The 16510-nt window shown below is 60.5% G+C and carries 16 protein-coding genes and 1 riboswitch; of the genes, 11 read left to right on the top strand and 5 right to left on the bottom strand.

The window, feature by feature from the left end:
• Positions 1–30: 30 nt before the first annotated feature.
• The gene (locus NFR87_RS00335) at positions 31–906 is read right to left on the bottom strand and encodes a helix-turn-helix domain-containing protein (protein ID WP_251444865.1); all 876 of its coding nucleotides are present in this window, start codon (positions 904–906) and stop codon (positions 31–33) included.
• 266 nt (positions 907–1172) lie between these two features.
• Here NFR87_RS00335 and NFR87_RS00330 point away from each other — a divergent pair, with 266 nt between their 5' ends.
• The 4 genes from NFR87_RS00330 to NFR87_RS00315 are packed head-to-tail and all read left to right on the top strand — an operon-like array spanning position 1173 to position 3689.
• Complete coding sequence (locus NFR87_RS00330; RefSeq protein WP_251444861.1) at positions 1173–1895, top strand: WecB/TagA/CpsF family glycosyltransferase; 723 nt, start codon at positions 1173–1175, stop codon at positions 1893–1895.
• Between the two features lies 1 nt (position 1896).
• Positions 1897–2577, top strand: a complete 681-nt coding sequence (locus NFR87_RS00325; RefSeq protein WP_251444858.1) for a dTMP kinase — start codon at positions 1897–1899, stop codon at positions 2575–2577.
• Between the two features lie 16 nt (positions 2578–2593).
• Positions 2594–3142: a DJ-1 family glyoxalase III gene (locus NFR87_RS00320; protein ID WP_251444855.1), complete on the top strand. Its 549-nt coding sequence runs from the start codon at positions 2594–2596 to the stop codon at positions 3140–3142.
• Positions 3120–3689, top strand: a complete 570-nt coding sequence (locus NFR87_RS00315) for a 5-formyltetrahydrofolate cyclo-ligase (RefSeq protein WP_251444852.1) — start codon at positions 3120–3122, stop codon at positions 3687–3689. The genes NFR87_RS00320 and NFR87_RS00315 overlap by 23 nt, the downstream gene beginning before the upstream one ends.
• A gap of 47 nt (positions 3690–3736) precedes the next feature.
• Here NFR87_RS00315 and NFR87_RS00310 read toward each other — a convergent pair whose 3' ends face one another.
• Positions 3737–3886, bottom strand: coding sequence for a hypothetical protein (locus tag NFR87_RS00310; protein WP_251444848.1), 150 nt, complete (start codon positions 3884–3886; stop codon positions 3737–3739).
• Positions 3887–4093: 207 nt separating this feature from the next.
• Here NFR87_RS00310 and mltG point away from each other — a divergent pair, with 207 nt between their 5' ends.
• The 7 genes from mltG to NFR87_RS00275 all read left to right on the top strand — a co-directional run bounded on the left by mltG (position 4094) and on the right by NFR87_RS00275 (position 13067).
• Positions 4094–5203, top strand: a complete 1110-nt coding sequence (gene mltG / locus NFR87_RS00305) for an endolytic transglycosylase MltG (RefSeq protein WP_251444845.1) — start codon at positions 4094–4096, stop codon at positions 5201–5203.
• Positions 5196–6407 carry a peptidase U32 family protein gene (locus NFR87_RS00300; RefSeq protein WP_251444842.1) on the top strand — a complete coding sequence of 404 codons (1212 nt, stop codon included), beginning with the start codon at positions 5196–5198 and terminating at the stop codon, positions 6405–6407. Before mltG ends, NFR87_RS00300 begins: the two co-directional genes overlap by 8 nt.
• Complete coding sequence (locus NFR87_RS00295; RefSeq protein WP_251444839.1) at positions 6404–7519, top strand: acyltransferase; 1116 nt, start codon at positions 6404–6406, stop codon at positions 7517–7519. The genes NFR87_RS00300 and NFR87_RS00295 overlap by 4 nt, the downstream gene beginning before the upstream one ends.
• Positions 7520–7813: 294 nt before the next feature.
• Positions 7814–10486 (top strand): alanine--tRNA ligase, encoded by a 2673-nt coding sequence (gene alaS / locus NFR87_RS00290; protein WP_251444836.1) that lies wholly within the window; start codon positions 7814–7816, stop codon positions 10484–10486.
• A gap of 3 nt (positions 10487–10489) precedes the next feature.
• Positions 10490–10663 carry a DUF4250 domain-containing protein gene (locus NFR87_RS00285; RefSeq protein ID WP_251444833.1) on the top strand — a complete coding sequence of 58 codons (174 nt, stop codon included), beginning with the start codon at positions 10490–10492 and terminating at the stop codon, positions 10661–10663.
• Between the two features lie 23 nt (positions 10664–10686).
• On the top strand, positions 10687–11025 hold the full coding sequence (locus tag NFR87_RS00280) for a histidine triad nucleotide-binding protein (protein WP_251444830.1): 339 nt from the start codon (positions 10687–10689) through the stop codon (positions 11023–11025).
• Positions 11010–13067: a hypothetical protein gene (locus NFR87_RS00275; protein ID WP_251444827.1), complete on the top strand. Its 2058-nt coding sequence runs from the start codon at positions 11010–11012 to the stop codon at positions 13065–13067. The genes NFR87_RS00280 and NFR87_RS00275 overlap by 16 nt, the downstream gene beginning before the upstream one ends.
• A gap of 95 nt (positions 13068–13162) precedes the next feature.
• On the opposite strand, the gene NFR87_RS00270 is transcribed toward NFR87_RS00275, so the two are convergent.
• From NFR87_RS00270 to NFR87_RS00260, 3 genes are all read right to left on the bottom strand, one after another.
• Positions 13163–13789 carry a folate family ECF transporter S component gene (locus tag NFR87_RS00270; protein ID WP_251444824.1) on the bottom strand — a complete coding sequence of 209 codons (627 nt, stop codon included), beginning with the start codon at positions 13787–13789 and terminating at the stop codon, positions 13163–13165.
• A gap of 79 nt (positions 13790–13868) precedes the next feature.
• Positions 13869–13971, bottom strand: a riboswitch (THF riboswitch).
• Between the two features lie 52 nt (positions 13972–14023).
• Positions 14024–14617: a ribonuclease M5 gene (locus NFR87_RS00265; RefSeq protein WP_251444820.1), complete on the bottom strand. Its 594-nt coding sequence runs from the start codon at positions 14615–14617 to the stop codon at positions 14024–14026.
• A gap of 3 nt (positions 14618–14620) precedes the next feature.
• The gene (locus NFR87_RS00260; RefSeq protein WP_338147017.1) at positions 14621–16504 is read right to left on the bottom strand and encodes a DUF4914 family protein; all 1884 of its coding nucleotides are present in this window, start codon (positions 16502–16504) and stop codon (positions 14621–14623) included.
• Positions 16505–16510 lie beyond the last annotated feature (6 nt).

Here is a 16510-nt window from a genome sequence, read left to right as displayed (position 1 = left end):
CATTCCAGTTTTTTCTTATTTTTACTCGTTTTACTCCGTTTCTTTCTCTTTTTCCCCTTTTCCCCGTCGAAACCGTACAAGCTGGGCGGCCGTCCAGCCCACCAGGATCATCCGGCAGTAGTCCATTGCTGTCCGGCCGAAGGCAAGGCAGTAATAAAGCGAGCCTGTATAAAATTGGCCGCGTGTCATTATGAGATTAAAATTCCACAGAAGCAGGGTCGTACACGCCACGCCTGCGCAGCCCATAAAAAAGGGCCGTTTCCAGCTCTTCCCCGCCGGCCATGGTTCTTTTCCGTAAGAAAGCGCCGTCCAAAGGATGAAAATGAGCATCACCAGGAACTGGGCCCAGGCGATAAAAAGCCGCATATAGTTCATCCGGGGCGTCCAGCGGAAGGTCTGAAAAACGATCCCCCAGCTCAGACCTGTGGCATAACGGAGATAGAGGTCGGTCAACAGAAACAGGATCCAGCCGCACCACAGTCCCGCCCGCTTTCCCTTGGAGGTCAGGCAGATAATAGTACAGATATAGAACGGCAGGCCAAAGATCAAGCCCAACAGCGCGCCGCCCATGAGAGCCAGGATAACGGTGATGACTGCGCCCATGACCAGATACACGTATCCGGCCCGGCGGCTTCCGCTCCTTTGCGGCGGCTCAGAGCGCTCCGTTCCCTTCTCAGGCGTCTTCTTCAAGGTCAGCTCATCCGTAAAGCCCCCTCCCTTTACGAGCTCATCCAGTGAGATCCCAAAGACTTCGCTCAGTTTTATCAGTTTATCCAGATCGGGGATCGACCCGTCCGTCTCCCACTTTGACACAGACTGGCGGGAGACCCCCAACTTTTCCGCCAGGCTCTCCTGGGACAGACCTTGCCCTGTCCGCAGGCGAACGATATTTTCTCCCAAGCTCACATTCCATTCCTCCCCGCCGTCTTTTGTTCTTAGTATAACGGGTTACGCCGCAAAAGTCCAGCAAGCCCCCTTGGAATGAACGCAACCTCCAGTTGCGAAATCCTTTTTGCGGTCTTTTTGCCCGCCCCCCTCTCTGTATATCCCGCCATTTTTGCGGCATCATTTTTCTATATTGAATATCCTGGTTTATCGTGGACTTTTTGCCAGATATGTGCTAAAATAGGTGAGTTAAAATGTTACACTTATGACCTCCGGGAGGTATTTGCTTGAAAACAGATATTTTAGGCGTGGGTATCGACGACCTGCTCTTATCCGAGGCCATTGCGGCCGGAGCCGCCCTTTTGCAGGAGGAGCGCTTCCACTACGTGGTCACCCCCAACCCGGAATTTATCCTCTCCGCCAAGAAGGATGAGGCCTTCCGGGCTGTTCTCAACCGGGCTGACCTGTCTCTTCCCGACGGGGTAGGCGTAGTTTATGCCTCCAAGATCCTGGGCCGCCCCCTGCGGGGGCGCGCCCCCGGCGCGGACTTCGCCCAGGGCCTCATGGCTCATATGGCCCGGACGGGGGACAAGCTCTTCCTTCTGGGCGCCAAGCCCGGCGTTGCGGAACAGGCGGCGGAGAATCTCCGCAAGGCCAATCCCGGGCTTATCATCTGCGGCACCCATGACGGCTATTTTAAAGAGGACGGGCCTGTCATCGAGGCCATTCGCGCCTCGGGCGCGGATGTGGTCTTCGTCTGCCTGGGCGCGCCCAAGCAGGAGCTCTGGATGGCGCAGAACGGCCCCCAGACCGGTGTGAAGCTGGCAGTGGGGCTGGGCGGCTGTCTGGACGTGTTCGCCGGAAACGTGCAACGGGCTCCCGAGGCCTGGCAGAAGGCGGGGCTGGAGTGGCTCTACCGGCTCATTAAGGAGCCCAGCCGGATCGGCCGTATGGCAAAGCTCCCTCTTATCTTGGTAGACGCCCTGGGGGCGCGATTGGGAGGCAAGTGACATGAAGGGAAAACTCATCGTCTTCGAAGGCACCGACGGCTCCGGAAAGTCCACCCAGTTCAGGCTTCTGTGTGACCGGCTCCGCACCCAGGGAACAGACTTTCAAAGGCTGGTCTTCCCGCAATATGAAGAGCCCTCCTCCGCGCTCATCCGCATGTACCTGGGGGGCGAGTTCGGTTCCCATCCCTCCGATGTAAACCCCTACGCCGCCTCTATTTTTTACGCCGTAGACCGTTACGCCTCCTGGAAAAAGGTCTGGGGTGCGCGCTATCAATCGGGAGGGCTCATTCTCTCCGACCGCTACACCACCTCCAACGCCGTCCACCAGGGAGGCAAGCTCTCCGCCCAGGAACAGCCCGCCTTCTTTGACTGGCTTTTCGATTTGGAGTACCGCAAGCTGGGACTTCCCGCCCCTGACACAGTGATCTATTTGGATATGCCCACGGAGCAATCGGTGCGGCTTTTACGTTCCCGGGAAAGTGAAACGCACACCAAGGGCGATATCCACGAGGTGGACGAGGCCTATCTGGCCCTCTGTCACCAGACCGCCCTCCGGGCCGCGGAGCACTATGGATGGCGCCGGATCCCTTGTGTGGACGGCCACGGCCAGGTGCGGAGCATGGAGGACATCCACAGCGAGATCTGGTCTGTCATTTCTAATGATATTTCCACTCTTTCTTAATAGGAGGCTCACATTTATGGTCTATATTCTTCTTGGTACCGGCTTCGAGGAGGCCGAGGCCATCGTCCCCGCCGACCTGCTCCGCCGAGCGGGGGTGGAGGTCTCCCTGGTGGGCCTTTCCGGCTCTGATGTCACCGGTGCTCACAATATCACTGTGAAAGCCGATCTGACGGTGGACAAAGCGGAGCTGTCTAGCCTGCAGGCCCTTGTGCTTCCCGGCGGTATGGGGGGCGTGACGTCCATCCTGCGCTCACCCAGGGCCATGGAGCTTATCAAACAGGTCTACGAGGAAAAGAACGCCTATCTGGCCGCCATCTGCGCCGCCCCCACCATTCTTGGCGCCCTGGGCTTTCTCAAGGGCCGCAGAGCAGTTTGCTATCCCGGTATGGAGGATCAGTTGACCGGGGCTATCCCCTGCACCGGTGAAAAAGCAGTCGTGGACGGCAAGCTGGTCACCGGGCAGGGCCCTGGCGCCGCCTTTGATTTTGGCTTAAAGCTGGTGGAGCTTCTCAAGGGAGAGGCCGCTGCCCGGCAGGTGCAGGATGGAACCCACTATCGCCACTGAAAAAGCCGTCCTGCGGCAAAGCGTAAAGCATTTTTACCTGTCAGATGGTGACAGATCCCGCAGCGACCAACTCCTCTTTGCCCGGTTCCTTGCTCTGCCTCAGGTCGAGCAGGCCCACACGCTGTTTCTATACTACGGTGCGGGGATGGAGCCGGACACTGCGCAGCTCATAGAACCTCTGCTCCAGCGCGGCAAGGTCATTGCCTTGCCATGCTGCCGCCCGCAGGGCGTGATGGAGTTTCGCCAATATATGGGCCCCCAGGCACTTCAAAAGGGCTCTTATGACATCCCGGAGCCTGATGAGACCTGTCCCCCGCTGGTTCCCGGGGCCGGTTCTCTCCTCCTCGTCCCCGCCCTGTGCTGTGACCGCCGGGGGTTTCGGTTGGGGCATGGTGGGGGATACTATGACCGGTATCTGACCCGGCACACGCCCTACACCGTGGCTCTATGTCGGGGATCCCTCCTGCTGGATAGTATTCCTGCCGCAGCCCATGACCGGCAGCTTGATCTGATCCTCACGGAGCGGGAGCGCCTGTCCTTCTCTTGAAAAAGAGAAAAGCGGGGCTTTCACCCCGCTCTTCCCTGTGTACTCGCTCAGCAGCAGCCGTCGTTGCACCCACAGCCACAGCCGTTGCCGCAGCCACAGCCGTTACCGCCCCAGCCGCCACAGCAGCAGCACAGGATGATGATAATGAGGATGATCCAGCAGCATCCGCCGCCCCAACCGTTGTTACCACAGCACATAGAAACTTCACCTCGTTGATTATTTGACGGCTCGGGAGGTCTCCCTCGCCGCCATCCGAAATATCCTATGCGTCCCCCACAAATGTGGTTCCAGGATGGGGACGCGAAAATGACAGGAGTGAGCCCTATATGGCACAGGAATCTCAGCGAACCCCTCCCAGAAACGCTCCCCAAGGTCAGCGCAAGCGCCGTCGGCGAAAAAAGCATATGAATCCCATCCTATACATCCTTCTGGTCGTGGCAGTCTCCGCCGTTTTGGCGGGATTGGGTTGGATCTGGGCCGGAGATGTACTTGCTCTCAACAAGGAGTCCCATTCTGCTGACCTCACCCTCACCGACGATATTTTCACCTATCACGACGAGGAGGTGGAGGTCACCCGAGACGGCGTGACCCAGACCGTGACCCGGACGGTGAGTCAGGCGAACATGGACTATGTGGCCGACCAGCTCAAGGAAAACGGCCTGATTGAGTATAAGGCCCTCTTCAAGCTCTTTGCCGCCTTCTCCCATGCCAGCAGCAAACTGGCTCCCGGCACCTATAATCTCAACACCGACATGGACTATAATGCGCTGATCAACTCCATGTCCGCCCGCTCGGGAAGCCGGAAAACGGTGAGCGTCACCATCCCTGAGGGCTATACCCTGGATCAGATCTTCTCCCTGCTGGCCCAGGAGGGTGTGGCCAATGTCTCCACCTTGCAGAAGGTGGCGGCCGAGTATGATTTCAAATATTCCTTCCTCAAGGGCGTTCTCCCCTTGGGTGATTACCACCGGCTGGAGGGCTATCTCTTCCCCGACACCTATGAGTTCTACATGGGCGGCGGTGAGGACGAGGCGGTACAGGTGCTGAACAAGATGATCCTCCGCTTCGACCTGCAATTCACGGACGAGCTGCGTTCCCAGTGTGCCGAGATGGGCTACTCCATCCACGACATCGTCACCATCGCCTCCCTCATCGAAAAGGAGACCGACGGCACTGACCAGGCCCATATCGCCTCTGTTATATACAACCGGCTGGATCACCCGGAGTACGAGACCGTGGGCCTGCTCCAAATCGACGCCGCCATTGCCTATGTCACCGGCAGGGCCGTGACTCAAGCCGACTATCAGAGCGTAGACAGCCCCTATAACACCTATCTCAATAAGGGGCTGCCCCCCGGCCCCATCTCCAGTCCCGGCATGGTGGCGCTCAATTCCGCCCTTAATCCGGACGACACCGACGACTACTATTACGTCCTGGGCGACGACGGCCGCCACCATTACGCCCGCACCAGCGCGGAGTTCGACCGCCTGAAGGCCAGCTTCAACAATGGATAAGCGATTGGAGATCCTGGCCCCCGCCGGTGATATGGAGCGGCTCCAGATGGCTGTGGCCTACGGAGCGGACGCGGTCTACCTGGCGGGGCAGATGTACGGGATGCGCTCCTTTGCCGGGAATTTCAGCCGGGAGGAGCTGGAAACGGCAGTCTCCCTCTGTCATTCTCATGGCGTCCGCGTCCACATCACCTGCAACACCATGCCCCGCAACGATGAGCTGGCCGCTCTGCCCGAATACCTGGCCTTCCTGCAGGATGCGGGCGCAGACGCCCTCATTGTAGGGGATGTGGGTGTGCTGGCTCTGGCCAAGCGCTATGCTCCAAAGGTAAGCGTCCACATCTCCACCCAGACCAGCATCACCAACTATGCCGCCGCCCGGTTTTGGCACGACCAGGGGGCGCAGCGAGTGATCCTGGCCCGGGAGTTGACTTTGGACGAGGTGGCGGAGATATGTTCCAAACGGCCCCCTGGTCTGGAGGTAGAGGCTTTCGTTCACGGGGCGATGTGCGTGAGTTATTCCGGCCGGTGTGTCCTCTCCAATTATATGACCGGGCGGGACGCCGCCCGGGGCGCCTGTGCCCAGCCCTGCCGGTATCAGTACGCCCTTATGGAGGAGCAGCGCCCCGGTGAGTTCTTTCCCGTAGAGGAGGACGCGCGGGGGACGTACATTTTCAACTCCAAGGATATGTGTATGATCGACCACATACCGGAGCTTCTCCATGCGGGCCTGGACAGTCTGAAGATCGAGGGGCGGGCCAAGTCGGCCTACTACGCCGCTGTAGTCACCAACGCCTACCGCCATGCGGCAGACGCCGCCCTGGCTGGGCGGCCGCTGGAGCCCGTCTGGCGCGCCGAGCTGGACAAGGTGAGTCATCGCCCTTACTCTCATGGCTTCTACTATGGCCATCCGGAACAGTATGTGGGAGACGCCCGGTATGTCCGGGACTGGCAGGTATCTGCCATCGTCACCTCCTGCACTCCCGAAGGGAAAGCCCTGTGCTCCCTGCGCAATAAGTTCCGCCGGGGAGAGGCCCTGGAGCTGGTGGGCCCCGGTCTTGCGCCCGTCCCATTCACCGCGGAGGGATTGGAGGATGAAAACGGCCTCCCCATTGAAGAGGCCCGGGCGCCCCAAATGCCCTTCCTCCTCCGGCTCCCCTGTCAGGCCCCGCCTCTGTCTATCATCCGAAAGAAGGTCGCAGAATGAAGGAACGCCGCCTCGATTACGACGTACTACGCGTCTTTTCCATGCTGGGTGTGATCTATCTCCATACGGCGGCAGTGGCTCTGCGGGGCTTGGATAACGCGCCGCTGTGGAATTTCTCCAACCTGCTGGCCTGCCTCTTCACCCCCGCCGTCCCCCTCTTCTTTATGATGTCGGGCGCCCTGCTTCTGCGGGAGGAAAAAACGGCCGACCTGGGTTTCCTTTTCCGCCGCCGGCTGCCCAAGATCCTGGTGCCCTATCTGGCCTGGACGGCCCTGGTGCTTCTCTACCAGGTCTTCACCGGCCAGGGCGACACCGCCCTTACCTCTCTGAGCCGTCTGCTCAACAACGGCGTGGCGGTGCCCTACTGGTTCCTCTACGCCCTGGTGCCCCTGTATCTCCTTTCCCCCTTCCTCAAACGGATGGCAGATCATCTGGACGGCGCCCACTGGCACTATATGATGGCTCTGTGGGTCATCCTCACTCTGGGGCTCAACACCATTCGCTCTTTTGTGCCTCCCGAGTGGCTCCTCACCTTTACCGAGCACTGGACGCTGAATATCAATATTGTGGGCGGCTACCTGGGCTACTTCCTACTGGGGGCCTATCTGGAGCGGCTGGAGCATCTCCCATCCCGAAAGGTTTTGGCCTTTATGACCCTTTTTCTCTGGGGCTTTGCCACCCTGGGCACCCGTTGGGACACCTACGCTCACGCTGCCTATTCCAGCCGGTTTACCGACTATCTCTCCCTATTCACTATGGCTTTGGCCACCTCCATCTTCCTGCTGGCTAAGACCTGCCTGCGCGGGAAAGCGTACCGCGGCAAGCTTCTGCCCTGCCTGGCGGGCCTCTCCTTCGGCGTCTACCTCATCCATCCCCTGGCGCTGGGTATGGGGGGACTGATTTGGGGTAAGCTCGTCACCAGCTCCACCATTCCCGTCACCATCCTCCAGCAGACACTCTATTATCTGGCCATCTCCCTGTTCTGCATCCTGGCCTGCCTGGCGCTCTCCTCTGTGAAACCCCTGTGCTTCCTTTTTACGGGCCAGCGGTTCGATTCCGCCTGCAAAAGCAGCAATCTCTTCGCTCTTTTCTCCTCAAAAAAGGAGTCTTGAGCCTTGACAGGGCCGGAAAATGTGATACAATTATCTCCGCAATGACGAAGTTAAGGCTGTCACGCCGCGTCAAGCGAGAGGGGACGGTGAAAGCCCTCCGCGACACGGACAGCCGCGCCACTTCCGAGCATTCCGGGAGACCGGACGGCTCAGCCCCGATACCGGCTGCAATGAGATGCGTCCCTCGGGGCGTAAATCAGGGTGGTACCGCGGAGCATATCGCTTCGCCCCTGGACTTCACAGGGGCGGAGCGTTTTTATTTCCCACCCCTAATTTTGATCGGAGGTTATTTCCATGAGTAAGCCCAAGTATCTCGGCGTCAACGAACTGCGGGAGATGTACCTGAAATTTTTTGAGAGCAAGAACCATCTGCGCCTGCCCAGCTTCTCCCTCATCCCCCAGGACGACGCCTCCCTGCTCCTCATCAACTCCGGTATGGCGCCCATGAAGCCCTACTTCACCGGAGAGAAGGAGCCCCCCCGCCATCGGGTGACCACCTGCCAGAAGTGCATCCGCACCGGCGACATTGAGAACATCGGCCACACCGCCCGCCACGGCACCTACTTCGAGATGCTGGGCAACTTCTCCTTCGGGGACTACTTCAAGCGGGAGGCCATCCACTGGGCCTGGGAGTTCCTCACCTCCCCCGAGTGGGTGGGCATCGACCCCAGCCGCCTCTACCCCTCCGTCTTCGCCGGCAACGAGACCACCCCCGCCGACGAGGAGGCCTTCCGCATCTGGAATGAGGAGATCGGCATACCCACCGAGCGCATCTTCAAGTTCGGCAAGGAGGACAACTTCTGGGAGCACGGCTCCGGCCCCTGCGGCCCCTGCTCCGAGATCTACTATGACCGGGGCGAGAAGTATGGCTGCGGCAAGCCCGGCTGCACCGTGGGCTGTGACTGCGACCGGTATATGGAGGTCTGGAACATCGTTTTCTCCCAGTTCAATAACGATGGCGAGGGCCACTACGAGGAGCTGAAGCAGAAGAATATCGACACCGGCATGGGCCTGGAACGGCTGGCCGTGGTGTGCCAGGACGTGGATTCCCTGTTCGATGTGGACACCGTCATGAACATTACCCACAAGGTCAGCGAGATCACCCACGCCCACTACGGCGAAAGCCACGAGCGGGACGTGTCCCTCCGGGTCATCACCGACCACATCCGCTCTGCCACCTTCATGATCTGCGACGGCGTGCTCCCCTCCAACGAGGGCCGGGGCTATGTCCTTCGCCGTCTCCTCCGCCGGGCCGCCCGTCACGGCAAGCTCCTGGGGGTCAACGAGCCTTTCCTCTATGAGGTCTGCGCTACCGTCATCCACGAAAACGAGGGCCACTACCCCGAGCTGCGGGAGCGGCAGGACTATATCACCAAGGTCATCCGGGTGGAGGAGGAGAACTTTGCCCGCACCATCGACGGCGGCCTGAAGATCTTCCATGACATGCTCCAGGCCCACAAGGCCAAGATGGAAAACCTGTTCTCCGGGGCCGACGCCTTCAAGCTGTATGATACCTACGGCTTCCCCATTGACCTGACCATCGAGATGGTGGCTGAGCACGGCATGAAGGTGGCCCAGGACGCCTTCAAGGCCCTGATGGAGGAGCAGAAAGTCCGGGCCCGGAAGGCCCGTGAGGCTTTGGGCGATCTGGGTTGGGCCGGCGTGGAGTTCGGCAAAGAGGTGCCCGAGACCACCTTCACCGGCTACACCGAGACCATCTCCACCGCCAAGGTGGTGGCCATCGTGGCCGAGGGCGAGCTGGTGGACGAGATCGTCTCCGGTGTGGAGGCCATCGTGGTGCTGGACAAGACCCCCTTCTATGCCGAGATGGGCGGCCAGGTGGCCGACCACGGCTCCATCACTGGCAAGGGTCTTTCCTTCCAGGTCGCCGACGTGCAGAAGAACAAGGGCGGTAAATATATGCACTACGGCAAGATGGTCGAGGGCGTATTGAAGGTGGGCGATCCCGTGGAAGCCGCCATCGACGTTGACCGCCGCAAAGCCGTCATGCGCGCCCACACCGCCACCCACCTGCTGGACACCGCTCTGCGCCAGGTGCTGGGTGCACATGTCCAGCAGGCCGGCTCCCTGGTGGAGCCTGACCGTCTCCGTTTCGACTTCACCCACTTCTCCGCCATGACTCCTGAGGAGCTCGCCCGGGTGGCCGCCATCGTCAACGAGGCTATTTTGGAGGGCTACGAGGTGCACACCGATGTGCTCCCCATCGAGGAGGCCAAGCAGAAGGGCGCCATCGCCCTCTTCGGCGAAAAATACGGTGACACCGTCCGGGTGGTGGACATGGGCCACGGTTTCTCTGTGGAGTTCTGCGGCGGCACGCACCTGGACAACACCGCCAAGGCCGGCTTCTTCCACATCGACAGTGAGTTCTCCGTGGCCTCCGGCGTCCGCCGCATTGAGGCCACCACCGGCCTTCTCACCCTGGAGACCTTGAACCGTAATCAGGAGATGCTCTTCCAGGCCGCCGCAGTCCTCAAGGCCAAGCCCTTCGAGCTGCGGGAGCGGGTCTCCCAGACCATGGAGGAGATCAAGGCCCTCCGCCACACTGTAGAGGCCTTCCAGGCCAAAGAGGCTGTCAGCGAGGCCAAAACCTTCCTCATGGGCGCTAAGGATGTGGGCGACCTGAAGGTGCTCACCGCCACGCTCCCCGACGCTGACGCCGACAAGCTTCGTAAGACCGGCGACTTCCTCCGCGACCGGGATGAGAGTGTCGTCGCCGTCCTCTCCTCCGTCAAGGCCGGCAAGATCACCTTCCTGGCCGTCTGCGGCAAGGCGGCTGTTGCCAAGGGCATCAAGGCCGGCGACATTATCCGCTCCGTCACCGCCATCTGCGGCGGCAAGGGTGGCGGCAAGCCCGACTCCGCCATGGGCGGCGGCAGTGACCTGCTGAAGCTGGACGACGCCCTGGCCACGGTGGACGGCTTCGTGGCGGAAAAGCTGGGGCTTTGAGCCATGCTTCCTCAGGATCCCTTTATCCTTTTGAGCGTGGTCAACACCCAGCTCAGAGATCGCTTTCCCACCTTAGCGGCCCTATGCGAGGAGCATGAGACCACGCCAGAGGCCCTGTGTGCCAGGCTGGAGGCCGCCGGCTTCCGCTATGACAGCGCCCAAAACCAGTTTCGGTAATTTGTAAAAAGGAGGAACGCCCTATGTCCGAGTGCCTGTTTTGTAAGATCGTCGCTGGGGAGATCCCCAGCAAGAAGGTCTATGAGGACGAGCTGTGCTACGCCTTCTATGACATCGATCCCCAGGCTCCCACCCACTTCCTGGTCATTCCCAAGGCCCACATTCCGTCGGTATCCCAGGTGGATGAGACCAACGCCGCCACCATCGGCCACATCTTCACCGTCATTGCCAAGCTCACCAAAGAGCTGGGCCTGGAGAGCTACCGCGTGGTCTCCAACATCGGTGACCAGGCGGGTCAGAGCGTCCGCCACCTCCACTTCCACGTCCTCTCCGGGAGGGATATGACTTGGCCTCCCGGCTGATGGTCTCTCCAAAACAGAATAACCCGGTATTGCCCTGGGTCTTCGCCATCATAGCCGCCCCCTTCCTCTGGGGGTGGCTTTTGGTGCGCCTTTGGGTGCTGCTCCCCCTGGCGCCCCTGAGCGGACTTCAGCTGACCGTGGCCGCCGGGGTGATCACCGCCGCCGTTCTCATTTCCGGCACGTTGCTCCATGCCGGGAAAAAGCTGCTGCTTCTGAACCGGCCCTGGCAGACCCTGCTGGTGGGCACAGTAAGCTTTCTTCTGGGCTTTTTCTTCGATGTGAGCCTGTCCATGCCCTCCTCCCCGCCGGAGCTTCCCGGCGTACCGGTGGAGAAGCTCTGCCATATGGGAAACGGCCTGGTTTTTGCCGTCATCGTTCTGGCCCTCTGCCATGCGGGACGAGAGCTTTTGGGCCTGGGACGGGTGCCGTGGCGGCAGATGCTGCTCCTCTTTCTCTGCCTCAACGCCGTCACCGCGCTCTACGCCTTCACCTCAAAGACGGTCTATGTCTGGGACAGCGCCGGATACTGGGCCATCGCCCGCTCTCTTGCGGCGGAGGATCTGATGAACTACGGGCATCTCCTCCGCGTCCTGGAGAGCACACTGACCCAGGATTACAACCAGCTTCTGGCCCTGCCCATCTCCCTGGTGATGCGCCTGTTTGGCGGCAGCCGAACGGTATTTCTCTTCGCCCTGTCCAACTTCTATACCCTCCCCGCCCTCTGGGGTCTGGCCGCCATGGCAAAGGAGAGAAAGTGGAGCGGCCTTGTGCTGGTAGGTCTGTTCCCCATGCTGGGCTATACCGGCCTTGTGGGCTTTGTGGATGTGGCCGCCGCCGCGCTGGGCATCTGGGCCTATGTCATCTATACCAGCGACCGGCCCGCCGTCAGCCGCGGCATCTTCTCCGGCGCACTGTTGGTGGGCTCCTTCCTTCTGCGGCGGTATTTCTTCTTTTTTGCCGCCTCCTTTGGTGTGGCCGCCCTGGTACAGAAGCTGGTCTGCGACCGGAAGAGATGGGCAGACTTCGTCGCCCTCTTCGGCTCCTGCGCTCTGTGTTCTCTGACTTTTACCTACCAATTCCTGCTGGATAAGGTACTGGGCACCAACTACAAGGATCTCTACTCCGCCTATGACCTGGGTCTACGCACAGATATCTTCCTTATCTGCCGCTATTTTGGCCTTATTTTACTCATCGTCGTTTTTCTCTCCGCCCTCTACGGTCTGCGGCGCAAGGAGGATCGGGCCAAGCTGGTGCTGGGCCTTGTCCAGGTGGCGGTGTGCTTCGCCGCCTTCATCGCCGTCCAGTCCCACGGTCAGCAGCATCTGCTCATCTATCTTCCTGCCGTGGCCCTGCTGGCGGTGACGGCCCTGTCCGCCGCGCCCCAGTTCTGGAGCGCCATCTTCGCCATCCTTACGGCGGTGAACTGCTTTATCTACAAGGTACAGCCGGTCTCCATCGCCAGCTTGCGCCTTCCCGCCCTGCTCCCCTCCTTCCAGTTCTACGGCCCCCAGCGCACCGACATCGACCAGCTGCTGGAGCTGTCCGACTTCATTGACGGCCTCTCCGCCACCGAGCCCCACACCGCCGTGGTGATGGCCTCCTCCTTCACCTTTAACAGTGAGACCCTCACCAGCCTCCGGCCCTCCCTGGGCCTTTCAGATCCGCAGGTACGCACCACCATCCAGTACCACGGCACGGTGGACAAGCGGGACGCCTTCAACTGGAATACCCCCACCGCCGACTACATGATCGTGGGCGATCCGGTTCAGGTGCACCTGGGAGAAGAAAACCAACGGGTCATGACCATTCTGGCCTACGATGTGCTGTCGCACACCGGCCCCGGCAAAGCCTACGAACCGCTGCCTGAGACTTTCCAGCTCTCCGACGGCGTCACCGTGCGCATCTACCGGCGTACCCGGCCCTGGAGCTATGAGGAGTACCAGTCCATCTCTGAGCGTCTCACCGAGTATTATCCCGACTACGCAGACCTCTACGCCCTCCCCGCCTGGATGGTGGAGGCCCACGAAAAGGAGACCGGCTGAAACTGCAAAATGCCCGTGAGAAATATTCTCACGGGCATTTTTATGTGCCGCTCACAGTAATCGCAGACGGCACCTGTCCTTGATCCATCGGCCTTCTATATCCCTGCGCTCCCCGCTTTTTCCTCATTGGCCGCCAGCCCCATTCGGCACAGCACGGGATAGAGGGCATTGAGCAGAAGCACGAGCATCAGGGTCTGCACCGGCAACATAAGGAGATTTTTCCAAAAGCTGATTCCGGCGTAGTATAAATACCCCTTTCCGGACAGAATGGAGCTCCATAGTGCCCCCAGGGTCACATTGAGGGCGCTGGTGCAAAGCTTGGCAAGAAACACCCGGGGCAGAGTGGGCTTGGCCCGGTAGAGGAACAGGGCGTAGAAGAGGGTCCCCAGCATCGTGGTGAGGGCATAGCCGGGAAAGTAGGGCGCTCCACTGGGTTTCACAACGAAGGATACCGTATCCTCTGCGAAGCCGAACACAAGCGCCGTCACCGGCCCGCATACCATGCCGCACACACACCGGGCCAAAAAGCCCCAGGTGACCTTGGCCGTATAGAGATCGGTAAGGTCTATTCGAATGGAGGGCAGATAAGACAGGGCCACGCAGGCGGCGATCATCAGCGCCGCAAAGCACAGGATGCGTGGGTTCTTAAAATCGGCCAGCGCATCCCTCCAATAGTCCCCGGAAAAGGGTGAGGCGTAGGTTCTCATTCTGTTTTTAAGCATAAAAATTCCTCCTTCTGCGGTGGGCAGCCCTTTCGGGTGTGCCGCACAGAGGAGGATTTCATGCTGCCGTCCCTTATGCGGCAGCGGGATGCGGAAACGGCACTGCGGAGGTCAAGCCTCACTTCGTCCGGCGGACAACTCCCCGTCCCGCCGGCACTATACACGCCGTTTCCTACTCTGCCTTTATTGTTCTATATCATACGCCATCCCAGCAGAAAAAGCAAGCGCCTTCCGTCAGATCAGCCCCAGCTCTGCCAGCCCTTCATAGCCGTAGAGGGCGTTGAGCACCTCCAGCATGGCGTTGGAACTCAGGTGCTCCGGCAGATCCAGCTTCTTTAACAGCGCCTGCCGCCGCTGGGCGGCGTCCGCCGTCCCGGACAAACCCGCGGCGTATAGATCCCCTTTGGTCAGCGCCCGGCGGGGCGGGACGCGCTCCCCCGCCTCCTCATCCAAAAAGGTGGCACCCGCCTTACGCAGAGCCTCCAGCAACGTCTGGGGCGGCATTCCCTCCACCCCCAGCTTTCCCTCCTTCCCCGGCGCGCGCTTGCGCTTTTCCTTACCGGGGCGGTCAGGGATATAGGCGTGCTTCACCAGGGACGGATCCACCGCCCCCTTCAGAAAATTACGGATCACGAACCCAGCCCCGTCGGAGTCGGTGAGAACGACCAGTCCCCGCTCCGCAGCCAGCCGCCGCAAAAGCGCCAGCCGCTCGGCGTCCTTGAACACGCCAAAACCGGAGGTTTCCAAAATAACGGCGTCCACCACCTGGGAGAGGGTATTTTTGTCATACCGCCCCTCTACCACGATGGCCTCCCTGATTCGTTCCATCGCTTATTCCAGCCCCAGGGGGATCAGTTCGCAGTAGTCCTCCAGGCTGCCGCCGGCGCGGAAACAGTCGATGATCGCCTTGCCCATGGGATGGAGCCGGGCGGTATCATAATCCCTCAGCTCCCGGTCAAAGAACTCTGCGAGGATCTTGGCTCCGGCGTCATAACCTTTCTGTCCCAGCCGCTCCTGAAGCTCCGGCCGGAGGAATTTGGGCGAGATATACTGGCCGTCCACCTTCATCTCCTTCAGAGAGTAGCCCAGAATGGGACACCGGGCGGGAGAAAGGCGATCCATGCGGAAATTCACTCCGCCCCGGCGGGCCAGATACTCCCGGGCGATCCATTCGGCGGAGAAGCCGATGTCATAGATACCGATGTGTTGGTTGGGAATGAGAACATACTTGGTGTTGGGACAGTTCAAGATCTGCTCCATGAGCAGGTTGGCCTGGGTCACCCGTTCCCCGGTGGCAAAGGGCCAATAGGAGCCCACCCCCTCGCTGGCCAAGGGCACATCGTCAACAATGCTGGGGTTATTGTACCCTCTGGGGGCTACCAGCCGCCACAGCCAGGCCAAGGCCGGGGGCAGAATGTGCATCAGCCCCACAATACCGTAGCTGGGGTGCTCCGCAGTGGCGGGGGGCATCCGCACACCGAAGCTGCGCACGTCCACCTCCACCGGCTCCTTCACCACCCGGTCGATCATCCGCCGGGGAATGATGACCCGGGGGTTCGAGCAGGGGGTGCCGTCAGAATCCGGAGAGTGCTCCCAGAGCAGGCAGGTGGCCCTGGGCACCGCCTGAAGGTTGAAAAAGATCAGCGGCTCCTTGGTATGGATGGAGATACGCTCGTAAGTAGGGTCGGCGCCATACTCGTCGATGCCGTCCACCCGGACGAACCAGCCGTCCTCTCCGTCCGAGAGAGTCAGCTTGCCGCTGCCGCCCTGAAAGCTGGGACAGCACATGGCCATATCGTCGGTCACCGGCTCGATGGTACAGGTGTCGCTCATGCTGATGTAGTGCCGGGTACCGTTGACGGTGTTCACTCCCACCAGCACCCGGCCGTCCTCCTCCCGGCGCACATCCTGCAAAAGCTCGCTCTTACCGCCGCCGGAGGCCCCCTCGTGCATCATCACCATCTCATTTTCATAGGGGGTGATGATCCGGGCGGCGGAGGCGTGGGCCGTGACCCAGCCCTCCTGCTCTCCGATGTCCAGCAGCACGCTGTAAACCCCTTTCTTGGCGGAGGGGCCGGGATAGAGATTGTAGGAAAAGATCTCGTGGAGCGTCTCACTGCGGCTGTGTACCACCACCTGCTTGCCGTTGAAGCGGGTGTGGCGGAAGGGCGGCGCCATATAGATAATGGCCCGGGGGGTAAAGCTGTCCACCTCCCGAATGTTCACAAATGCCTGGAGCTGGCCCAGGGCAAAGGCAAAAAAGGCGGCGTTCCGGGGGCAGACCAGCACCGCCTCATAGCCGTAGTCATAGCCCCCCGCCTTAAAGGGCACCAGCACCAGCTCCTGGGTGGCCAGCCACCGCATGGTCTCCTCCCGCACCTCAGAGAAGGGATAGCCGTAGACCTCCTCAAACCGGGGCTTGTCGGTGGGCTGGTCGTCGGCGATGCGCATACTGTCCGGATCCCGGCGGCGCATGTAATCCTCCTCAAAGTTCACCACCGCCCCATTGCGGCAGCGTACCACGCTGGCCTCCTTCACCATCTCGCCGTTCACCTCATAGGAGACCTCAATGCGGTCGCTGCGGCTGTTGCCGAAGATCAGCTCGTACAAGGTCTCCTTGCTCTCGGGAACGATGACGCTGGGGCTGTGTTCCACGATCTGTGCCAGCTCCTGCGGCAGGTTGAATCTCTCCATCAAAATATTCAAAATAAGCACCCTCGC

The sequence above is a fragment of the Vermiculatibacterium agrestimuris genome, assembly GCF_943193085.1.
Taxonomy (GTDB): Bacteria; Bacillota; Clostridia; order Oscillospirales; family Oscillospiraceae; genus Vermiculatibacterium; species Vermiculatibacterium agrestimuris.
The sequence above is the reverse complement of the archived record's forward strand: the minus strand, read 5'-3'. Positions and strand labels throughout refer to the sequence as shown.

Bases quoted from the DNA above. Each gene is read 5' to 3' on its own strand.
- NFR87_RS00310 (WP_251444848.1), bottom strand. From the start codon at position 3,886: ATGTGCTGTGGTAACAACGGTTGGGGCGGCGGATGCTGCTGGATCATC.
- NFR87_RS00320 (WP_251444855.1), top strand. From the start codon at position 2,594: ATGGTCTATATTCTTCTTGGTACCGGCTTCGAGGAGGCCGAGGCCATC.
- NFR87_RS00325 (WP_251444858.1), top strand. From the start codon at position 1,897: ATGAAGGGAAAACTCATCGTCTTCGAAGGCACCGACGGCTCCGGAAAG.
- NFR87_RS00285 (WP_251444833.1), top strand. From the start codon at position 10,490: ATGCTTCCTCAGGATCCCTTTATCCTTTTGAGCGTGGTCAACACCCAG.
- NFR87_RS00270 (WP_251444824.1), bottom strand. From the start codon at position 13,789: ATGCTTAAAAACAGAATGAGAACCTACGCCTCACCCTTTTCCGGGGAC.
- NFR87_RS00295 (WP_251444839.1), top strand. From the start codon at position 6,404: ATGAAGGAACGCCGCCTCGATTACGACGTACTACGCGTCTTTTCCATG.
- NFR87_RS00265 (WP_251444820.1), bottom strand. From the start codon at position 14,617: ATGGAACGAATCAGGGAGGCCATCGTGGTAGAGGGGCGGTATGACAAA.
- NFR87_RS00300 (WP_251444842.1), top strand. From the start codon at position 5,196: ATGGATAAGCGATTGGAGATCCTGGCCCCCGCCGGTGATATGGAGCGG.
- NFR87_RS00280 (WP_251444830.1), top strand. From the start codon at position 10,687: ATGTCCGAGTGCCTGTTTTGTAAGATCGTCGCTGGGGAGATCCCCAGC.
- alaS (WP_251444836.1), top strand. From the start codon at position 7,814: ATGAGTAAGCCCAAGTATCTCGGCGTCAACGAACTGCGGGAGATGTAC.
- mltG (WP_251444845.1), top strand. From the start codon at position 4,094: ATGAATCCCATCCTATACATCCTTCTGGTCGTGGCAGTCTCCGCCGTT.
- NFR87_RS00315 (WP_251444852.1), top strand. From the start codon at position 3,120: ATGGAACCCACTATCGCCACTGAAAAAGCCGTCCTGCGGCAAAGCGTA.